Here is a 17,693-nt window from a genome sequence, read left to right on the forward strand (position 1 = left end):
CATGCAGGCCGAGGTCTTTCGGAAACCTCCCGCTGTCATATGCGATAGCCCTGCCTTGTGGGGGAGGGCTAGGCGGGAACCGCGCCAGCTACTGCTTCGGCTGGCCGAAATCGAGCGGCGGCAGCTCGATCTGCGGAATTTCGATCTTGATGGTGTTGGGATCGACGGTGGACAGCTCGCCCTTGTAATGCATCACCATCGACGGGAACATGATCACGAGCACCACCATGATGATCTGGATCACGACGAACGGTACGGCGCCCCAGTAGATCTGTCCCGTCGTGACCGGCTCCATCCTCTTGCCGGTGACGCGGTCGGTGTAGCGCTCCTTCGGCGCGACCGATCGCAGATAGAACAACGCAAAGCCGAATGGCGGGTGCATGAACGAGGTCTGCATGTTGACGCCGAGGATGACGCCGAACCAGATCAGGTCGATGCCGAGATGCTCGGCAGCCGGCCCCAGCAGCGGAATCACGATGAAGGCGAGCTCGAAGAAATCGAGGAAGAAGGCCAGCACGAAGACGAAGGCGTTGACGAAGAGCAGGAAGCCGATCTGGCCGCCGGGCAGCGAGGTCAGGAGATGCTCGACCCAGACATGGCCGTTGACGCCGTAGAAAGTCAGCGAGAACACGCGGGCACCGACCAGGATGAAGACGACGAAGGCCGAAAGCTTCGCCGTCGATTCGGTGGCCTGGCGAACCAGGTCCCAGGTCAGCCGCCGCTTCATGGCGCCGAGAATGAGGGCGCCGGCTGCGCCCATCGCGCCGCCTTCCGTCGGAGTGGCGACGCCGATGAAGATCGTCCCCAGCACCAGGAAGATCAGGAACAGCGGCGGCACCATCACGAACGTCGTCTGCTGCGCCATCTTCGAGAGGAAGCGGAAGCCGGTGAACTTATCGACGATCCAGTTCACGACTGCGACGGCGAACGCGAACAGGATGCCGAAGAACATGCTCAGCACCACGAAGTCGGCGCCATGCGTGTCCGAATTTCGCATCATGAGCCATCCGAACACGCAGCTTGCGAGAAACAGCACGCCGAGCGAAGGCAGGCCACGGCTGCCGTCTTGCTCGCGGAAGCCGATCGCTTCCTTCGGCAGGCCCGGCACCGCTTTCGGGAAGATCAGGCTGACCAAAAAGGCATATCCCGCGTACAGGCCGGCGAGCACGAGGCCCGGTATGAACGCGCCCTCGTACATGTCGCCGACCGACTTGCCGAGCTGATCGGCCATCACGATGAGAACGAGCGAGGGCGGAATGATCTGGGCCAGCGTGCCGGACGCGGCGATGATGCCGGTCGCCACGCGGCGGTCGTAGCCGTAGCGCAGCATGATCGGGAGGGAGATCAGTCCCATCGAGATCACCGATGCCGCGACCACGCCGGTGGTTGCCGCGAGCAGCGCGCCGACGAAGACGACGGCATAGGCAAGGCCGCCGCGGATCGTGCCGAACAACTGGCCGATGGTGTCGAGCAAATCCTCGGCCATGCCGGAGCGCTCGAGCACCAGTCCCATGAAAGTGAAGAATGGAATGGCAAGCAGCGTGTCGTTGTTCATCACGCCGTAGACGCGTTCAGGCAGGGCCTGCAGGAAATCCGGATGGAATTCGCCGAGCTGGATGCCGATCACGGCGAAGAACAGCCCCACGGCGCCGAGCGAAAATGCCGCCGGGTAGCCGAGCAGCAGCACGACCACCAGCGACGCAAACATGATCGGCGCCATATTGGCGATAATAAACGCGGTCATTGAATCCCCCTACGAAGGCCGCTCGCCGATTACTTCTTTTCGATCGCTTCAACGAGATGCTCGACCTCGGCCTCCAGCGCCGAAACCTGCGACTCGTGAGGATCCGGAATCATGCCGCGCATGATGGCGATCCGCTTGATCAACTCGGAGATGGCCTGAACGAGCAGCATCGCGAAGCCGATCATGATGAGTGACTTGGCCGGCCATTGCGGCAAGCCGCCGGCATTGCCCGATTGCTCGTTGATCTGGAACGAACGCAGGAAGAACGGTACGCCGGTGATGATCATGACGACGGTCAGCGGTATCAGGAAGAACAGGTGCCCGACCAGGTCGATGACGTTGCGCATCTGCTTCGGCAGCATGGCGTTGACGATGTCGATCCGGATGTGCTCGTTGTCCAGCAGCGTCCAGGACGAGCACAGCAGGAAGACGATGCTGAACAGCACCCATTGCAGCTCGAGCCATGAATTCGAAGACGTGTCGAAGGTCTTGCGCACGATCGCATTGACCGCCGAGATGATCACGGCGACCAAAATCAACCAGGCCAGGCGCTTGCCCGTCCAGCGTGTAAACGCGTCGATGAGGCCGCTCAGTTTCAGGAGCGCTGTCAAGATAGGTCCTCCCCGCTTATGCCCCGGCCGTCTTGTCTGCGCCGACTTGGGCGCGTCGGCTTGTCTCGCCGCGCAGGCATGAGGCCGCCGCACAAAACCAGCGGGCGTGCCGTCCGTCAATTGGAAGTTTGTTGATTGTTAAGGGAAATCGCCCGGAAGAGACAAGTTGACGCTAGCCGCCGGTGACGCTCATGTGCCGGGAGACGCTGGGGCGGTCGTGGCGGCGGTCGATGATGAAATCGTGGCCCTTCGGCTTCAGCCCAATGGCGCGGTCGATCGCATCCGCAAGCAGCGTATTGTCATCGGATGCACGCAGAGGTTTGCGCAGATCGGACGCGTCCTCGTGGCCGAGGCAGGTGTGCAGCGTGCCCGTGCAGGTGACCCGCACCCGGTTGCAGGATTCGCAGAAATTGTGGGTCATCGGCGTGATGAAGCCGAGCTTGCCGCCGGTCTCGGCGACGCTGACATAGCGCGCCGGCCCGCCGGTGGTCTCGCTTAAGTCCGTCAACGTGAATTGCTGGGCGAGGCGCGCGCGCACCAGCGACAGCGGCAGATACTGGTCGATGCGGCCCGAGCCGATCTCGCCCATCGGCATGACCTCGATGAGCGTCAGGCCCATGCCCTTGCCGTGGGCCCAGCGCATCAGGTCCGGGAGCTCGTCCTCGTTGAGGTTCTTCAGGGCCACGGCGTTGATCTTCACGGCGAGGCCCGCGGCGCGCGCGGCCTCGATGCCTTCCAGCACCTTGTCGATTTCGCCCCAGCGGGTGATCTCGCGAAACTTTCGCGGGTCGAGCGTGTCGAGCGAGACGTTGATGCGGCGGACGCCGCAATCGGCGAGCTCCTGGGCGTATTTCGCAAGCTGGGTGCCGTTGGTGGTCAGCGTCAGCTCGCTCAAGGCGCCGCTTGACAGATGCCGCGACAGCGAGCGTACCAGCGTCATCACGTTGCGGCGGACCAGCGGCTCGCCGCCCGTGAGCCGCAGCTTCTTCACGCCCTTGGCGATGAAGGCCGAGCAGAGCCGGTCGAGCTCTTCCAGCGTCAACAGGTCCGCCTTGGGCAGGAACGTCATGTCTTCCGACATGCAATAGAAGCAGCGCAGGTCGCAGCGGTCGGTGACGGACACGCGCAAATACGAGATGGTCCGCCCGAACGGATCGGTCATGGCGCTCGACAGCGCTGCTCGGGGGCTCGCGGAAAGTCCGTTCATACCAAATGCCTTGTCACTTACGGCGACGGCAAAGCTTTGCTTCAACGCCGCGCTGGACGCAATCTAAGCATGGCGATGCCCAAGGACAATCGCGAGCGTGACGCAGGTCCAAGCTTGGGTCAGCGCTTGCCCGTGGTCGGATCGGGGAACGGCGATCCTGCAGCAGGTGCAGCATCGGCCGGTGCGGCGGCTGCAGCCGGTTTCGGCTTCTTCGGCCGGTGCGGCTTGCGGACCGGTTTCGGCGGGGCGGCCGGCTGAAGTTCCGCGAACACCGGACTGGGGTCCGTGGTGACCGAGGCGGGTGTGGTGAAATCGCCGGGATTCTTGATCACGTTCACCGGGACGCTGACCGGCTGGTATTTGGGCAGGGCGAAAGCCACCGTGAAGGGGGCGTCGGGGGCCGGAACCGAGACGGAGCAGGGGGTTTTGCAGCCCGAACCAAGTGAGGTCGTGGCGTCAGCCCCGGGGGGATTGGATTCGAGCCGGACCTGGACGGTCGGCGGCGCCGATTTGAACATGTCCCAAGACATTGAAGAGCAGCCGCCAAGGCTGGTTGCCCCGAGGAGGCTCGCTCCCGCTAACGCAATCGCGCTGACACGACGCATGACCATCCCAATCTTCTGCGACGAACCGCCACATCCCCGGGCGAACTTAGGGGCGTCGTTCCAGCCAGGCAACCGGCGGGCTGCGCATAGTTAATAGATGGTTAACGCAGGGTTCCCCGGAATATCGACGACATATCAACGTGTTGAGAGCGCCTACGCCGTCATCAGGCTATGGGCTGCGGCCGGCAGGTCGCGCATGTGATGGATCAGCCGGTCCGGCTTCAGCTCGGCGATCGGCACGTCCGTGTAGCCGAAGCTGACCCCGATCACGGGCACCCCGGCCCTGCGGGCCACTCCGACATCGGTTCCGGCATCGCCGACCATGATGCTGGCTTTGATCGCGCCGCCGGCGCGCGCCACGGTTTCGCGGAAAATGGTCGGGTCGGGCTTCTGGACGCCAAAAGTGTCGGCGCCGCAGATCGCCGCGAAGCGCCTGCTGAGGTCGAGCTGGTCCAGCAGTCGCTTCGACAGCCATTCCAGCTTGTTGGTGCAGACCGCGAGCCGATGGCCCTGGGCGGCAAAATGGTCGAGCGCGGCCTCCAGCCCCTCGAAGGGCCGGGATTCGACCGCGATATGATCGGCATAATAAGCGATGAAATCCGCCGTCATCCGGTCCATGTCCGAAGGCGTGACCGTGCGGCCCTCGGCCTCCAGACCCCGCTCGATCAGCTTGCGGGCGCCGGCGCCGATCATGTTCCGGGCCGAGGCCATCGGCACGGGCGGCAGCCCTTCGCGGTCGAGCACGTAATTCAGTGCGGTGATCAGGTCGGGCGCCGTATCCACAAGCGTGCCGTCGAGATCGAAGACGAGGGTGTAGGGGGAGGTCATGTCGGAAGCGCTATCGGTCCGGCCCCGCCGGCGCAAGGGCCGGAGCCATAAGATCACCTTATAAGATAGGCCCGCAGGCCTGTTCCGGCGGAAAAAACGAGGCTACATAGGCCGCCGCAACCGGCTATATCGGCGGCACGGTCTTCATCCAGAGGCGGGCGCATCGTGAACATGGACCAGTTGAAGCGGCAGGCTGCGGCGCGCGCCCTCGAGGAGGTGCGTGACGGCATGCAGCTCGGGCTCGGCACCGGCTCGACCGCGAAACATTTCGTCGAACTGCTCGGCGAGCGCGTCGCCGCCGGGCTCAAGGTGATCGGCGTGCCGACCTCAGAGGCGACGCGCCTCGACGCGGCGCGCTGCGGCGTGCCGCTGACCACGCTCGATGAGATCGACCATCTCGACATTACCGTCGACGGCGCCGACGAGATCGATCCCGAGCTCAATCTGATCAAGGGTGGCGGGGGCGCGCTGCTGCGCGAGAAGATCGTCGCGGCCGCTTCGGATCGCATGATCGTGATTGCCGACGACACCAAATGGGTGCCGACGCTCGGCCGCTTTCCGCTGCCGGTCGAGGTCATCCCGTTCGGGCTCGGCGCGACGCGCCGCGCGATCGAGAAGGCATTTGCGCAATGCGGCGTTTCCGGGCAAATGGCGGTCCGCAAGGGCAAGGATGGCCACGTTTTCGTCACCGATGGCGGCCACTGGATCGTCGATGCCCAGCTTGGAAAGATCGTGGATCCGGCTCGTCTCGCCAAGGCGTTGAGCGCGATCCCCGGCGTCGTCGAGCATGGTCTGTTCATCGGCTTGGCCAGCTCGGCTGTTTTGGCGGGTGGCGAGGGGATTCGCGTGGTTGAACGGCGAAAGCCGAAAGGAGACTAGGAATGAACAGCGTTTTGAGATTCTTGCCGGCCGCGGCCCTCGCTGCGGGACTGGCGGTCGCAGCCGTTCCGGCTGTCGCCCAGCAGCCGGCCCCGAAGGCTGCGGTGGCCCCGGGCGTGCCGAAGGCTTCGCCGGCGGCGCTCGCTGCGGCCAAGGAGATTTTGCAGATCAAGAACGCCGCTGCGATGTATGCCGGCGCCGTGCCCGGCCTCGTCGAGAAGACCAAGGGCGTGCTGACCCAGCAGAACCTCAATTACCAGAAGGATCTCAACGAAGTCGCCCCGATCGTCGCCCAGCAGCTCCAGGGACGCCAGAGCGAGATCGGCGATGGCATGGCGCAGATCTATGCCAGCGAGTTCACCGAGCAGGAGCTGAAGGATCTCGTCACCTTCTACAAGTCGCCGCTGGGCAAGAAACTGATCGACGCCGAGCCGCGCGCCATCGGCCTCAGCATGGCCTTCATGAACTCCTGGGCCCAGAGCTTCTCCGAGATCGTGATGGGCGCCTTCCGCGCCGAGATGCGCAAGCGTGGCAAGGAGATCTGATCGAACCTATCTGATCAGAATCCGGATCGTGCTCTAGGAGAGGTCGGAGTGGACAATGGCTGAATTCGACGTCGACCTCTTCGTCATCGGTGGCGGTTCGGGCGGCGTGCGTGCCGCCCGCATCGCGGCCGGCTACGGCGCCCGTGTGATGATCGCGGAAGAGTACCGCATGGGCGGCACCTGCGTGATCCGCGGCTGCGTGCCGAAGAAGCTGTTCGTGATCGGCTCGCATTTCCGTCACGAGCTCGAGGACGCCGCCGGTTTCGGCTGGACCGTTCCGCCCGCGAGCTTCGACTGGTCGACGCTGATCGCCAACAAGGACAAGGAGATCGCGCGGCTCGAGGCGGCTTACACCGCCAATGTCGAGAAATCGGGCGCGCAGATCGTCAAGAGCCGCGCGGTGATCGAGGACGAGCACACCGTCCGCCTGCTCGAGAACGACAGGAAGATCTCCGCAAGATACATCCTGATCGCCACCGGCGGAGCGCCCAATCACGGCGCCTCCATCCCCGGCATCGAGCATGTGATCTCCTCCAACGAAGCCTTTCACCTCAAGAAGCTGCCGAGGCGGATCGTGATCCAGGGCGGCGGCTACATCGCGCTGGAATTCGCCGGCATCTTCGCCGGCTTCGGCTCCGACGTCACCGTGATCTACCGCGGCGACAACATCCTGCGCGGCTTTGACGAGGACGTCCGCACCCACGTCCGCGCCGAGATGGAGAAGCAGGGCATCACCATCCTCACCGGCTGCACGGTGGCGAAGGTCGATCGCCACGGCGAGGAATTCACCACGCATCTGTCGAACGGGTCGAGCCTTGCCTCCGACCAGGTGATGTTCGCGATCGGCCGTCATCCGGCGGTGGCCAATCTCGGCCTGGAGAAGGCCGGCGTTACCATCAATCCGAAGAACGGCGGCATCGCGGTCGATCATTTCTCGAAGAGCTCGGTCGACAGCATCTATGCGATCGGCGACGTCACGCACCGCTTCAACCTGACGCCGGTCGCGATCCGCGAGGGGCATGCGTTTGCCGACACCGTGTTCGGCAAGCGCGAGGTCAGGGTCGATCACGCCAACATCCCGACTGCGGTGTTCTCGCAGCCGGAGGTCGGCACCGTCGGTCTTACCGAGACCGAGGCGCGGGCGCAGTTCAGCCATGTCGACATCTACAAGACGACGTTCCGCCCGATCAAGGCGACGATGTCGGGCCGCGACACCCGCGTGCTGATGAAGCTCGTGGTCGACGGCTCGACCGACCGCGTGCTTGGCTGCCACATCGTCGGCGATGCCGCCGCCGAGGTCACCCAGGCGGTCGCGATCGCGGTGAAGATGAAGGCGACCAAGGCCGATTTCGATTCCACGATTGCGCTGCATCCGACCGCGGCCGAAGAACTCGTCACCATGCGCACGCCGACCGCGCGCCACGTGCGTCAGGCGGCGGAGTAGGGGCGGCAATCACCGGACTGTTTTCTTATCGCGCGGCGGGCTGTCATTTGGCCCCAAGGTGCCTTGTGCATCGGGACGAGCGTTCGTCCTATCGTGACATTCTTCTGGGCGCGCAGCCGAGAGACCGAAGTGAGGTTGCTTAACTGGCGGCGCCCGGCAGCGTCAGCTGTCAGCCAGTTCCGCGATCTGCCGACGGTTTGACCTGCGTCTGCTGAACGGATTGCCGGAAATTAGCCGCTCTCTGGGCACAATTCCGCCCGCCTGACATTGATTTCTGAATTCGGGGCAGGACCCTTCAGTGTGGAGTTCTGCATGTTCAAGCAATTTATTATTGCGTCGGTCTTCGTTGTTACCGGATCCATCGCGTCGGAAGCTCGCGGCATCCGTACTGGTCAGGTTCCAGAATGCAATGTGACCATGCCGTGTGATTTCTCGTCTCCACTATCGCGCAGCGAGAAGGCTTCGCGTTACGCTCGACGGCCGGGGTTGTTGGAAGAGCGTACTGCGGCGGAGCGACGTATCAGCGTAGCCGAAGCAAATGTCCCTCGCGGTCAAATTGTCGGTAGTCGCCCAGCTGGCTGCCCTGGTTCTTTCTGCGGTTGCGGCGCGGCGATACGCGTGTTTGGTCGCATCGTGCCGGAATTGAACCTTGCGGCTAACTGGCTCCGCTTTCCGCGCACACCACCTGCAGCCGGAATGGTAGCGGCGCGGCGAGGGCACGTTTTTGTGCTGGAGCAGCACCTTGGTGGCGACACGTGGTTGGCATATGACGCAAATTCAGGCGGGCACGCAACGCGACTTCATCCGCGTTCGGTGCGAGGCTATGCAATCGTCAACCCGCATGCCGCGTGAAGCAATCCAAGCGGCCGTGCAAACCGGGGCATGGTGGAAGCGAAAGCTAACCATCCTGCCCCGGTCAAATTCACGTTCGAGGTCAAGAGACCGAAGCATCGAGGCTGCCTTGATCGGCCTCCGGTATCCTTCCCTTACCTTGGCAGACCGCGCATTTGACAGGGTAGATCCTGCGGCCCGGAGATGCCGATTGTACCGACGGGGGAAAGCCCGTGCCGTTGCAGGCCAGGCAAGCATGCTCTTGGATCTTCCGCATCATGTGAAGCCTTCCGGGTGGTGGCACTAATCAGGCGGCCCTTCATGGGGCCGCCCGGATTTATTGTCAAAACGCGGCTTATCCTCCGGCGGGCTCGTCTTCGACGAAGCTCTGTTCGATCGCGGCGGGCATTTTCGCGACCGACATCAACGAACGCGCGACCTGATTGAGCAGTTGATCTGCGTTCTCTTCCTCGGCCAGATTCTTCGAAAGCAGCGCGACGACGCCGCCCTGACGCAACTGCTGCGCCAGGTTGCGGGCAGTCGTGTAGCCGGCAATCTCGTAGTGCTCGACCCGCTGTGCCGCGCCGATCAACGCGAGATCAGCGGCGGCATCGTCCTTCCTGGCACCCTCCTTGATCACTTCGCCGCCTTCTTCGACAAGTCCCTGCATGCCCTTGCAGGTCCTGGCGCGGGGCTTCTTGCCGAGCAGTTCGAAGCACCCGTCCAGACGCTCGATCTGCGCTTCGGTTTCGGCCAGATGGACGGTGAAGAGCTCGCCGAGCTGGTCGTAGCGGGCGGCCTCGATCATCTGCGGCAGCGCTTTGGTCAATTGCCTCTCAGCATGCAAGAGGTCACGCAACTGATCGATCAGCAGGTCGTCAAGGCCGACGAGAGGTTCCGACGGCGAACTCTCGGCAACGATCGAAGGCGCCGTGCCGGAATCGCCGCTCTGGAGTGCCGGGGATTGCGTGAAAACCCAATCTTCGCCCTCGTTCCAGGGACCTCGTGTGTCGATTTCCCCGTTGTCGCCGGACCCGGTTGAATCGTTGAAGAACTGGTCCACGAGACCGGGCGTCGGAGCGATGCGGCCGATACTGAACGCGGGCTTGTTCATGCTTTCCAGCGCGCGCGAGAACGCCTTCATGTGGGTGATTTCGCGCGTCATCAGGAACTGCAAGGCGTCCTTGGTGCCGGCGTCATCACAGAAATTGATCAGCCGTTCGTAGACGATCTTGGCGCGGGCTTCGGCCGCGATGTTGCTGCGCAGGTCGACGTCGAGCTCGCCGGTGATCTTGAGGTAGTCGGCGGTCCAGGCGTTGCCCTGCGAGTTGAACAGGCCGACGCCGCCGCCTCCGGCGATCGCGATCAAAGGATCGGCTTCCGCCGCTTCGCGATCGAACTTCATGGGCTTCAAGTGCAAGCGCGCGAGCGATCCGACGACCTCGAGGTGACTCAATTCCTCGGTTCCGATATCCATCAGGAGGTCCTTGCGATCCGGATCGTCGCAATTGAGACCCTGAATGGAATACTGCATGGCGGCCGCCAGCTCGCCGTTGGCTCCGCCGAATTGCTCCAGCAGCATATTGCCGAACCGCGGATCGGGCTCATCGACCCGGACTGTAAACATGAGCTTCTTGACGTGATGATACATGGAAAGACCTTCGATTGCAGGAGATACCGGGGCCAACCGAGCGCTGTATCGGACGTTCCTAATTCGGATCGCGCCGCGATCAGATGCGCCTGACGTGACTGAGCTCTCAGTGCAGCGTTCCCGCCGCAGCCTCGTCGATGGCGGCCATCAGGTCGGCCGTATCCGACTGCTGGATCATGTGACCGGCATTCGGGACGCGGCGCATCTTGCTGTGCTTGATTTCGTCATGCAGCCGGCCGGACTGCTCGTCGATGTCGATGAGACGGTCATCCTCGCCGGCCATGATGGTGACCGGCATGGCCAGTTCGCCATAGGTCTTCGCAGACAGCATTGCAGCAGGGACCATCAGCGCCGCCTCGGCCGCGCCGGCCCGAAGCTGCGATGGACGCACGGCCAGTGATTTGGGGAAGCCATCGAATTTTTGCGGGACGGATTTTGGTCCGAACAGCTGACGCAGCATTGCCGGCCACATCAGACGGCTGAAGATCGGGGAGATCGTGTGACTGAGGATGTCGCCAAATCCCGGGATCGCCGGCCCGGCCATCGCCATCATCGCGTCGGTGCGGGCCGTCGGGAAATAATAGCCCGATGCCAGTATCAGGGCCTCGACCATTGAGCGATGTCTGCTTGCCAAGGCGATCGCAACTGACGCTCCCCAGGAATGTCCGAGCACGATCGCCTTCTCGACGCCCAAATGCGCGAGCGCATCCTTGAAGAGGTCGGCTTGAGCCGCAGGCGTCCACACCACATTGCGGGGCCTCAGGCTGTGGCCGAAGCCGGGACGATCGAACACGATGACGCGATAGTCCTTGGCAGCGAGGTCGATCAGGCCGCTCGACTCGAAATCCTGGATCATGCTGCCATTGCCATGGAGCAGGACCAGGGGGCGTCCGGATCCGCGCTCGACGTAATGCAGGCGAACTCCGTCGACGTCGATGAATCGTCCTTGAGGTGGGTTGTCGCGCTGCGCCTTGTCGGCAAGGCGCCGATTGACGACCGCGGCTGCTGCCATCAGGCCGGCTGCCGCGACAAGGGCGGAGGCGAACGGATATTCCGCGAGAGCATGAAGGGTCGTGGCCGCCAAAGATGGCGAACGTCTTTTCAGTATGCGCATGTGACACTTTCGCTGACCGGGGCCAGTTGTTGGAGAGTAGGAGGGGACGCTTCCGGGTTAACGTCCTGGTCTCATCACGACCTTGATGACGCCGGCTTCTTTGTCGCTGAATTTCCGGTAGAGCCGCAGATAGCGCAGGCGGTAATCCTGATGATCGCGTCACGCGGATGCTGGATCTTGGAATCCGGGACCGTGTCTGCCCGGACGTCGCCTTTGCCGTGCCAACAGAGTGCACGCATGGTCAAATCTCCATTTTTGGGGACGGCATGCGCATTCACGGATCATGTCGTGCAGATGCAACAGAAAGGATGGAAGGATGTTCCTAACCCCATGAATGCGTCGATTCTGGACGTTGATCGAAGGCCAGGGAGCGGGTGTCTTCAGGGTGGACATGCGGCATCGATCCGCGCGCAACGTTCGCGCAGCAGCTACGACTCCGCTAGTCCAGGAAACGGTCAAACCGATCCCTCCGAATGCGAGACCGATGTGATGGACCAAGACAACAGCGGGCGCATCGTCGAGACTGCAGTCGAAGCGCGCCAAGGCGAACTCGGTCCTGGTGTCCTGATGCTGCTGGATGTGAGCGGGGAACTCGCAGTCCTCATCGGCTGTCACGTGGATGATATTCTTCAGAACCTGAGCGTGAAGGAGATGTCACGGGGCGAAAGGTAGGAACTAAAGCTCCGATGCGGGCTTGGGTCACTCCTTAGTCACTGGAGACAATCATGAAACGCCCGTCACTCTTCGTTTGCATTTCTTTATTCGCAGCGGCCACAGCATTCGCGGCTGCCCCGGCCTCCGCGCAAAATCCGCCGGCGCAGTCGGGGCCAAACAACAACGCGGTCAACACGACCGGTCAGAACAACTCCGACACTCCTGTCGCCGGGCGCAACAGTTTCACCGAAGGGCAAGCCAAATCGAAGCTCGAGGATGCTGGCTATGCCAACGTCACCGAGTTGAAGAAGGACGACAATGGCGTCTGGCGCGGCCAGGCCAGCAAGGGCGGATCGGCTTCTGCCGTCAGCGTCGACTTTCAAGGCAACGTCAATTCGGCCAAGTAAGCAAATAAAGAGGCAATCAAAATGACCGTTACAATTTCTCGTCTCTACGACAATTACACCAGTGCGCAGCAGGCGGTTCAGCGTCTCGAAGCTGCCGGCGTGCCGCATTCGGACATCAGCATCGTCGCCAACAATTCGGACAGCTGGTTCAACACCGACAAGAAGGTGGATCGTGACCGCGATGGCGTTGACGATCGCGCCGAAGGTGCAGGCAAGGGTGCCGGCATCGGCGCGGGCGTGGGTGGCACTGCCGGCCTTCTTGCCGGTCTCGGCCTGCTCGCAATTCCTGGTCTCGGACCGGTCGTCGCTGCCGGCTGGCTCGCCGCGACCGCGGTCGGTGCGGCGGCGGGAGCCGCTACCGGCGGCGTCGTTGGAGCGCTGACTGAAGCCGGGGTTTCGCGGGAGGATGCCGACACTTATGCAGAGGGCGTCCGTCGCGGAGGCACGCTCGTGTCGGCCCGTGTGGCGGATGCGGAACGATCGCGCCTTGATTCGATCCTAGACGAGTCTGCTGTCAATTTGCGTGACCGCAGTGCCGCCTGGCAGAAGGCCGGATGGAAATCGTTCGATCCGGCCAGCAAGCCTTACGGTGCCGACGAGGTTCGCAAGGAGCGGCAGCTCTACGGCTGATCGTTGCGCTAATCGAGATCCCGACGGCCCGCTTCGGCGGGCCGTTTCTTGTGCGGCTACCCGTACAGATACCCGACCGGCATGCCCTCGGTCCGCAGCGGACGGATGTCCTTCTGCGTGATGATCTGACCGGCGAGACCGTCGATCTCATCGCGCTGCGTCGGTGTCCAGCTGCGCAGGTCGTTCATGCCCTTGAGCAGGCCGAGCCGGAGCACCTGGGTGTTTTCGCCGATGCCCGTGAGACTGATCGCGTTCTTGCCCGCCGTCACCACGTCACCGGCGGCGAGCTCGAAGGTCTCTCCGGCCTTGTTCTTGAATTCTGCGCTGCCGCGAATGACGCGGTAGATCGCGACCTCGCCCTTGGCGAAACAGGTGACGTCGGCTGCAGCCGACGTGCTCTTCGGCAGCAGCGATTGGTCGCGCGGGTCGGTTGCGATGATATGGCCGGCGACGAGATGACCGCTCGGGACTTCGATCCCGATATCGCGCACGTAAACCGGCATGGATGATTTGACGGTGCCGTCGATCAGCGGCTTGAACAGCGCATCCAGCGCCAAGGGGTCCTGAAGCCAGAAGCCTGCATCGACGGGACGATCGTGCAGAGGGTGGCTCCAGGCCACGCGCGGCGTCTCGGCTTCGTTGATCTGGTCCGGACCGACGATGGTCGGGTTCGGAAAGGTGGTGGGATCGGTGATGAAGGCTTCGAGGAATTTGCCCGAATAGCCCATCGAGATCGGATCCGGCACCACCGTCTGCGGCGTCTTCAGATTCTCTTCGGTCGACAGGCCCGACCAGGTGTAGAACAGCTGGCGGTGCACGATGGCGCTTTGCAGCATCACCGCGCCCGGGCCGACATTATAGAAGCGGCCGTCATAGTCGAAGGTGAACGCGCCCGAGGTGACCAGCACGAGCTGGAAGCCGCCCGGCGGCAGATGGAGATGGAAGTCGGTGGGGCCGGTGTCGGGAAGATAGATCGGCAGGTTGGTCGCGACTTCGTGCAGCAGGAAAGTTTCGTTGTTGGCGTGAAAGCCCTCGTTGGCGCGATTGTAGAGGGCCTGCGGCCGGTACGTCGCCTCGAACTTCGCATTCCGGTCGCGGTCGATCGCCACGAAATCCTGTGCGTTGAGGCGAAGGGGCGCGCCATCCGGGCGGGTGAGGCCGGTGAATTTGAGATCGCCGGCGGCATGCACGTTCATGGCATTCTCCGATCTGGCCGCTCATCCGGTCGTCCGGGCGCACGCAGCCTGCAGCTCGAATTCGTGGGGGAGCAGGCAATCAGGCCTGACGTTGCCTTGCGAATTTTGGGCCAGTCGAGATGCCGCCCGGCACGCGGGCTCTCCGGCCCGACGCAACGCGAAGAAAAATCGAGGTTGCACCTGAGGTTAGATGGCGCGTTTCACCAGCCGGCCGGGGCCGCTTCGCCGAGCCATCAGGTCCAGTGACGACGCCTGTCCTGGCTAATTTGTCGGCAAGTCCTCGCGCGGACGTGCAGCTGCCGATCAGCAAAGGCCAGCGGCCGGGTGTTTGAAGCTGTTCATTCGAACGACCGACGGACCGTCCGCACGGGCTTGCCGGAGGGGCTGTCGGCCCACTTCGCCATGTCCATCGCCCGCGCGTCGATCAGTTCGCACCACAGGCAGCTCAGCTCCGGGCGCCCTTTGGCCGAGAGCATCGGAATAAGTCCGTGGCCGCAGCCGGCACAACACGTGACGCGATTCATCCTCTTCTCCGCGATCTTCCAAACTCAGGAACGACATTGTCGTCCCCGAAGCTTACGCGGGCGCTATGAGTGCGCTCTGAGGCCGGCGGCCGGGGCGCTCGTGCCGGAGATGGTCGCATCTGCGATCCAGCGCGAGACGGACCCGATGTCATCCCCGTTCTCGCGGAAGGAGCGCAGCTGGAATTCCGCGGAGCTTCCGCGCTCCACGATGGACCGGCAGTGCTCGACCTCCGCGGCGCAATTCAGCGCGGCCGCGTCCTCGGCGATGTCGTCGATCGCGCGCGCGAGCAGCTCCGCGATGGTGACCGGCCCGTCCCTGGAGGCAAAGATGCAATCGGTGCCGTAGCGCTGGGCGCGCCATTTGTTCTCCACCGCGACCGCGCGCTCGACCGCGGTGACCTGTTTCGACAGGTAAGGCCGCAGATAGAGATAGCGGGTCAGGCAGCGATAGAGCGAGGCGATGGCAACGGCGTCGTCGACGAACGTGCAGGTGTCGGGCGCGCGCAACTCCAGGGTCGGGTGCTTCATGGATGGACGCATGGCCCACCAGATGTGACTTTCATCAGGGATCACGCCGGAGCGCTGCAACGCGCCGACATATTCGTCGTAGTCCTGCCTGCTCTCGAACAATTCGGGCAGGCCGGTACGCGGCAGCTCTGAATAGGCGGCGAGCCGGTAGCCTTTTAGTCCGGTCTTGTGCGAATTCCAGAACGGGGAGGAAGCCGACAGGGCGATGAACAACGGCAGATACGGCAGCATCGCCCGCATCACCGCCATGCGCTTTTCGGGATCTGGCAACTGGACGTGGACATGCATGCCGCACATCATGTTGCGGTGACCGATGCTGCGCAGATCCTCGATCATCTCCTCGTAGCGCGGCTTCGGGCTCGGCTGTGACATGCGCCAGACCGCGGTCGGATGCGTGCCGCAGGCCATGATCACGAAGCCGTATTGCGCGGCGACGTTGGCGACTTCGCGGCGCAGGAAACGGAGCTCTTCGCGCGCGTCGTTGACGTCGACGTGAACGTTGGTGGCGACCTCGATCTGGGACTGCAGCATCTCGCGCATCGCCTGGCCGCCGGTCGACCAGTTCGCCGATTCGAACAGCTCGTTGGGAGTCTGGATCGCGACTTCAAGGCTACGGCGGTCGGCGAGGAAGTATTCCTCCTCGATGCCGAACGAATATTCCTCCGCCTTGCCGCCTCCGCCGGCGGAGCGGATGACGAGATGCTGCTTGTCGTCGGAAGAATCGAGCCGCAGCAGTTTCAGAACGTCTGAAGCAAATGTCATCGTGCACCCGGCCAAGGTATTACCTGCGGGCGATAATCCTTTTGACCGGTGCGGGTTCCGCGGGGGACTCACCGGAAATTGCAAGGTCAAACGGAACAATTTTCGCGCTTTCGGACGCGCGCGCGATCAGGGCGTGATTCGCGGGGACTTCCGTCCAGTCCGTTTCCTTGTCGAACGGCTCGGATACCACGATGACCTGGCCGCCGGCCTCGCGGAAGTACAGCGAGTTCGCGGCGTCGTTGACCGCAATTCGAAAGGCGTAGAGGTCGCGGCCATTCGAGATCGCGCTGGTGAAGCGCAGCCGCTCGCGCAGCTGGCCTTCGTTGACGAGGCCGACGAGGGCTTGCAGCACGGCTTGCGTTGCGCCGAGCGGATCGGCATCGAGGCCCGCGCCCATCATGGCGAGGAACACGGCCTCGGAATCGGTCGTGCCCAGCCGCGAAGGGTAGTAGGCGTCGGGGATCAGCGCCTCGACCTTGCGCCGCAGGCGATTCCAGCTGCCGACGAATCCGTTGTGCATGAACATCCACTGGCCGCAGGCAAAGGGATGACAATTCTGCCGCGTCACCGCCGTGCCGGTTGCAGCGCGCACATGGGCGAAAAACAGATGCGAGCGCAGGTGGCGGCAGAGATAGCGGAGATTCTCGTCCGACCAGGCGGGGCGTGTTTCACGATAAAGGCCGGGTTCCGGATGTTCGCCATACCAACCGAGACCAAAGCCGTCGCCATTGGAGCCCGCCGTCGACTGCAGCGAGCGCATGCTTTGCGCGATCAGCGAATGCTCGGGCTCGGTGACGTAAGGTTCGAACGAGGTCGTCTCGCCCCGGTATGCGATCCAGCGGCACATGAGGGTTCCTTGGGCTTCCTGTCGGGCGCCAGATGGGGTGCTGAGATGCATCAACCAACCTGACGGGAAGATGGTTCCCGGCGTTCTAATCCTGTCCGCCGAGAGTTTCGACGTAAGGCTTGCCGTAAGGATAAAAATGCTCCTTGCGGCCTTGCTCCCAGAGAGCTTTCAGCCCGGCCGCGGTGATGTCCCAATCCGGACGGCACTTCATGCTGACCGCTCGCAGATCCTGGCGAAGCTCTTCGACCGACGGACGGCCGAAGAACCAGTAGCCATTGTAGATCCTGTGAACGACGAGGCGGGGCTCGAGCACGATGACGTGGGGGATCATCGGATTGTGGACGGGATCGGTGTATTCGCCGATATCGAGGTCCTTCTGAACGAGGCGCCGCGAATCCGACAGGAAGGGCCAGTGCGCTCCGACACCGCTGCGATACTCGTTGGTCTGGGCGATGTTGTCGGTGGTGATCGTGACTAGCCGGCAATAGCCCACCTCCATCTCGCGATGGAGTTGCAGCAGGCCTTCGGCCTGGCGGCGATCCTTCGGACAGAATCCGCCGCGACCGAGAACGAGCACCATGGGATCGGCCGCCTGCAGATCCGAGAGCTTTCGGTGCTTGCCGGTGTGGTCGCTCAGCTCGTAATCCGGGAAGGTTGCTCCCGGCACCATGTCAGTTCGCATCAGA

At 63.1% G+C, this 17,693-nt stretch carries 19 protein-coding genes and 1 pseudogene; 7 read left to right on the plus strand and 13 right to left on the minus strand.

Annotation, left to right across the window (positions count from 1 at the left end; all coding sequences use genetic code 11):
• Positions 1-88 precede the first annotated feature (88 nt).
• The 5 genes from OC450_RS18545 to OC450_RS18565 form a co-directional block, all read right to left on the minus strand.
• Positions 89-1,744 (minus strand): TRAP transporter large permease subunit, encoded by a 1,656-nt coding sequence (locus OC450_RS18545; protein WP_262048404.1) that lies wholly within the window; start codon positions 1,742-1,744, stop codon positions 89-91.
• Positions 1,745-1,773: 29 nt separating this feature from the next.
• Positions 1,774-2,355 carry a TRAP transporter small permease subunit gene (locus OC450_RS18550; protein ID WP_262048405.1) on the minus strand — a complete coding sequence of 194 codons (582 nt, stop codon included), beginning with the start codon at positions 2,353-2,355 and terminating at the stop codon, positions 1,774-1,776.
• 172 nt (positions 2,356-2,527) lie between these two features.
• Positions 2,528-3,562, minus strand: a complete 1,035-nt coding sequence (gene moaA, locus OC450_RS18555; RefSeq protein WP_262048406.1) for a GTP 3',8-cyclase MoaA — start codon at positions 3,560-3,562, stop codon at positions 2,528-2,530.
• A gap of 119 nt (positions 3,563-3,681) precedes the next feature.
• Positions 3,682-4,167, minus strand: a complete 486-nt coding sequence (locus tag OC450_RS18560) for a hypothetical protein (RefSeq protein ID WP_211383553.1) — start codon at positions 4,165-4,167, stop codon at positions 3,682-3,684.
• 153 nt (positions 4,168-4,320) lie between these two features.
• Entirely contained in the window at positions 4,321-4,995 is a 675-nt protein-coding gene (locus OC450_RS18565; protein ID WP_211383290.1) for an HAD-IA family hydrolase, read from the minus strand.
• A 165-nt stretch (positions 4,996-5,160) separates the two neighbouring features.
• Between OC450_RS18565 and rpiA the strand changes: the two genes are divergently transcribed.
• The 4 genes from rpiA (at position 5,161) to OC450_RS18585 (ending at position 8,715) form a co-directional block, all read left to right on the plus strand.
• Positions 5,161-5,874 carry a ribose-5-phosphate isomerase RpiA gene (gene rpiA, locus OC450_RS18570; RefSeq protein ID WP_211383291.1) on the plus strand — a complete coding sequence of 238 codons (714 nt, stop codon included), beginning with the start codon at positions 5,161-5,163 and terminating at the stop codon, positions 5,872-5,874.
• Between the two features lie 2 nt (positions 5,875-5,876).
• Entirely contained in the window at positions 5,877-6,419 is a 543-nt protein-coding gene (locus tag OC450_RS18575; protein WP_211383292.1) for a DUF2059 domain-containing protein, read from the plus strand.
• A 55-nt stretch (positions 6,420-6,474) separates the two neighbouring features.
• Positions 6,475-7,863 (plus strand): glutathione-disulfide reductase, encoded by a 1,389-nt coding sequence (gor, locus tag OC450_RS18580; RefSeq protein ID WP_262048407.1) that lies wholly within the window; start codon positions 6,475-6,477, stop codon positions 7,861-7,863.
• 312 nt (positions 7,864-8,175) lie between these two features.
• A complete protein-coding gene (locus tag OC450_RS18585; protein WP_211383294.1) occupies positions 8,176-8,715 on the plus strand; it encodes a hypothetical protein in 540 nt (179 codons plus the stop codon).
• Positions 8,716-9,049: 334 nt separating this feature from the next.
• On the opposite strand, the gene OC450_RS18590 is transcribed toward OC450_RS18585, so the two are convergent.
• From OC450_RS18590 to OC450_RS18600, 3 genes and pseudogenes are all read right to left on the minus strand, one after another.
• Positions 9,050-10,345: a DUF892 family protein gene (locus OC450_RS18590; protein ID WP_262048408.1), complete on the minus strand. Its 1,296-nt coding sequence runs from the start codon at positions 10,343-10,345 to the stop codon at positions 9,050-9,052.
• 106 nt (positions 10,346-10,451) lie between these two features.
• Complete coding sequence (locus OC450_RS18595; RefSeq protein WP_211383296.1) at positions 10,452-11,459, minus strand: alpha/beta fold hydrolase; 1,008 nt, start codon at positions 11,457-11,459, stop codon at positions 10,452-10,454.
• Between the two features lie 119 nt (positions 11,460-11,578).
• Positions 11,579-11,698: pseudogene (locus OC450_RS18600) on the minus strand (glutathione-dependent formaldehyde dehydrogenase); the annotation flags it as partial.
• On the opposite strand from OC450_RS18600, the gene OC450_RS18605 reads away from it, so the two are divergent.
• The 3 genes from OC450_RS18605 to OC450_RS18615 are packed head-to-tail and all read left to right on the plus strand — an operon-like array spanning position 11,697 to position 13,150.
• Positions 11,697-12,131 carry a hypothetical protein gene (locus tag OC450_RS18605; RefSeq protein WP_262048529.1) on the plus strand — a complete coding sequence of 145 codons (435 nt, stop codon included), beginning with the start codon at positions 11,697-11,699 and terminating at the stop codon, positions 12,129-12,131. The pseudogene OC450_RS18600 and the gene OC450_RS18605 overlap by 2 nt on opposite strands.
• Positions 12,132-12,184: 53 nt before the next feature.
• On the plus strand, positions 12,185-12,520 hold the full coding sequence (locus OC450_RS18610) for a hypothetical protein (protein WP_211383297.1): 336 nt from the start codon (positions 12,185-12,187) through the stop codon (positions 12,518-12,520).
• Positions 12,521-12,541: 21 nt separating this feature from the next.
• A complete protein-coding gene (locus OC450_RS18615; RefSeq protein ID WP_211383298.1) occupies positions 12,542-13,150 on the plus strand; it encodes a general stress protein in 609 nt (202 codons plus the stop codon).
• 56 nt (positions 13,151-13,206) lie between these two features.
• On the opposite strand, the gene OC450_RS18620 is transcribed toward OC450_RS18615, so the two are convergent.
• From OC450_RS18620 to OC450_RS18640, 5 genes are all read right to left on the minus strand, one after another.
• Positions 13,207-14,346 carry a glucuronate isomerase gene (locus OC450_RS18620; protein ID WP_262048409.1) on the minus strand — a complete coding sequence of 380 codons (1,140 nt, stop codon included), beginning with the start codon at positions 14,344-14,346 and terminating at the stop codon, positions 13,207-13,209.
• A gap of 338 nt (positions 14,347-14,684) precedes the next feature.
• The gene (locus tag OC450_RS18625) at positions 14,685-14,870 is read right to left on the minus strand and encodes a hypothetical protein (protein WP_211383300.1); all 186 of its coding nucleotides are present in this window, start codon (positions 14,868-14,870) and stop codon (positions 14,685-14,687) included.
• A gap of 63 nt (positions 14,871-14,933) precedes the next feature.
• Positions 14,934-16,160, minus strand: a complete 1,227-nt coding sequence (locus tag OC450_RS18630; RefSeq protein ID WP_262048410.1) for a carboxylate-amine ligase — start codon at positions 16,158-16,160, stop codon at positions 14,934-14,936.
• Positions 16,161-16,179: 19 nt separating this feature from the next.
• Positions 16,180-17,007 carry a class II glutamine amidotransferase gene (locus OC450_RS18635; RefSeq protein WP_262048411.1) on the minus strand — a complete coding sequence of 276 codons (828 nt, stop codon included), beginning with the start codon at positions 17,005-17,007 and terminating at the stop codon, positions 16,180-16,182.
• An 85-nt stretch (positions 17,008-17,092) separates the two neighbouring features.
• Positions 17,093-17,689: a redoxin domain-containing protein gene (locus OC450_RS18640; protein ID WP_262048412.1), complete on the minus strand. Its 597-nt coding sequence runs from the start codon at positions 17,687-17,689 to the stop codon at positions 17,093-17,095.
• Positions 17,690-17,693 lie beyond the last annotated feature (4 nt).

The sequence above is a fragment of the Bradyrhizobium sp. Bra78 genome (assembly GCF_024519855.1).
Lineage (GTDB): Bacteria > Pseudomonadota > Alphaproteobacteria > Rhizobiales > Xanthobacteraceae > Bradyrhizobium > Bradyrhizobium japonicum_G.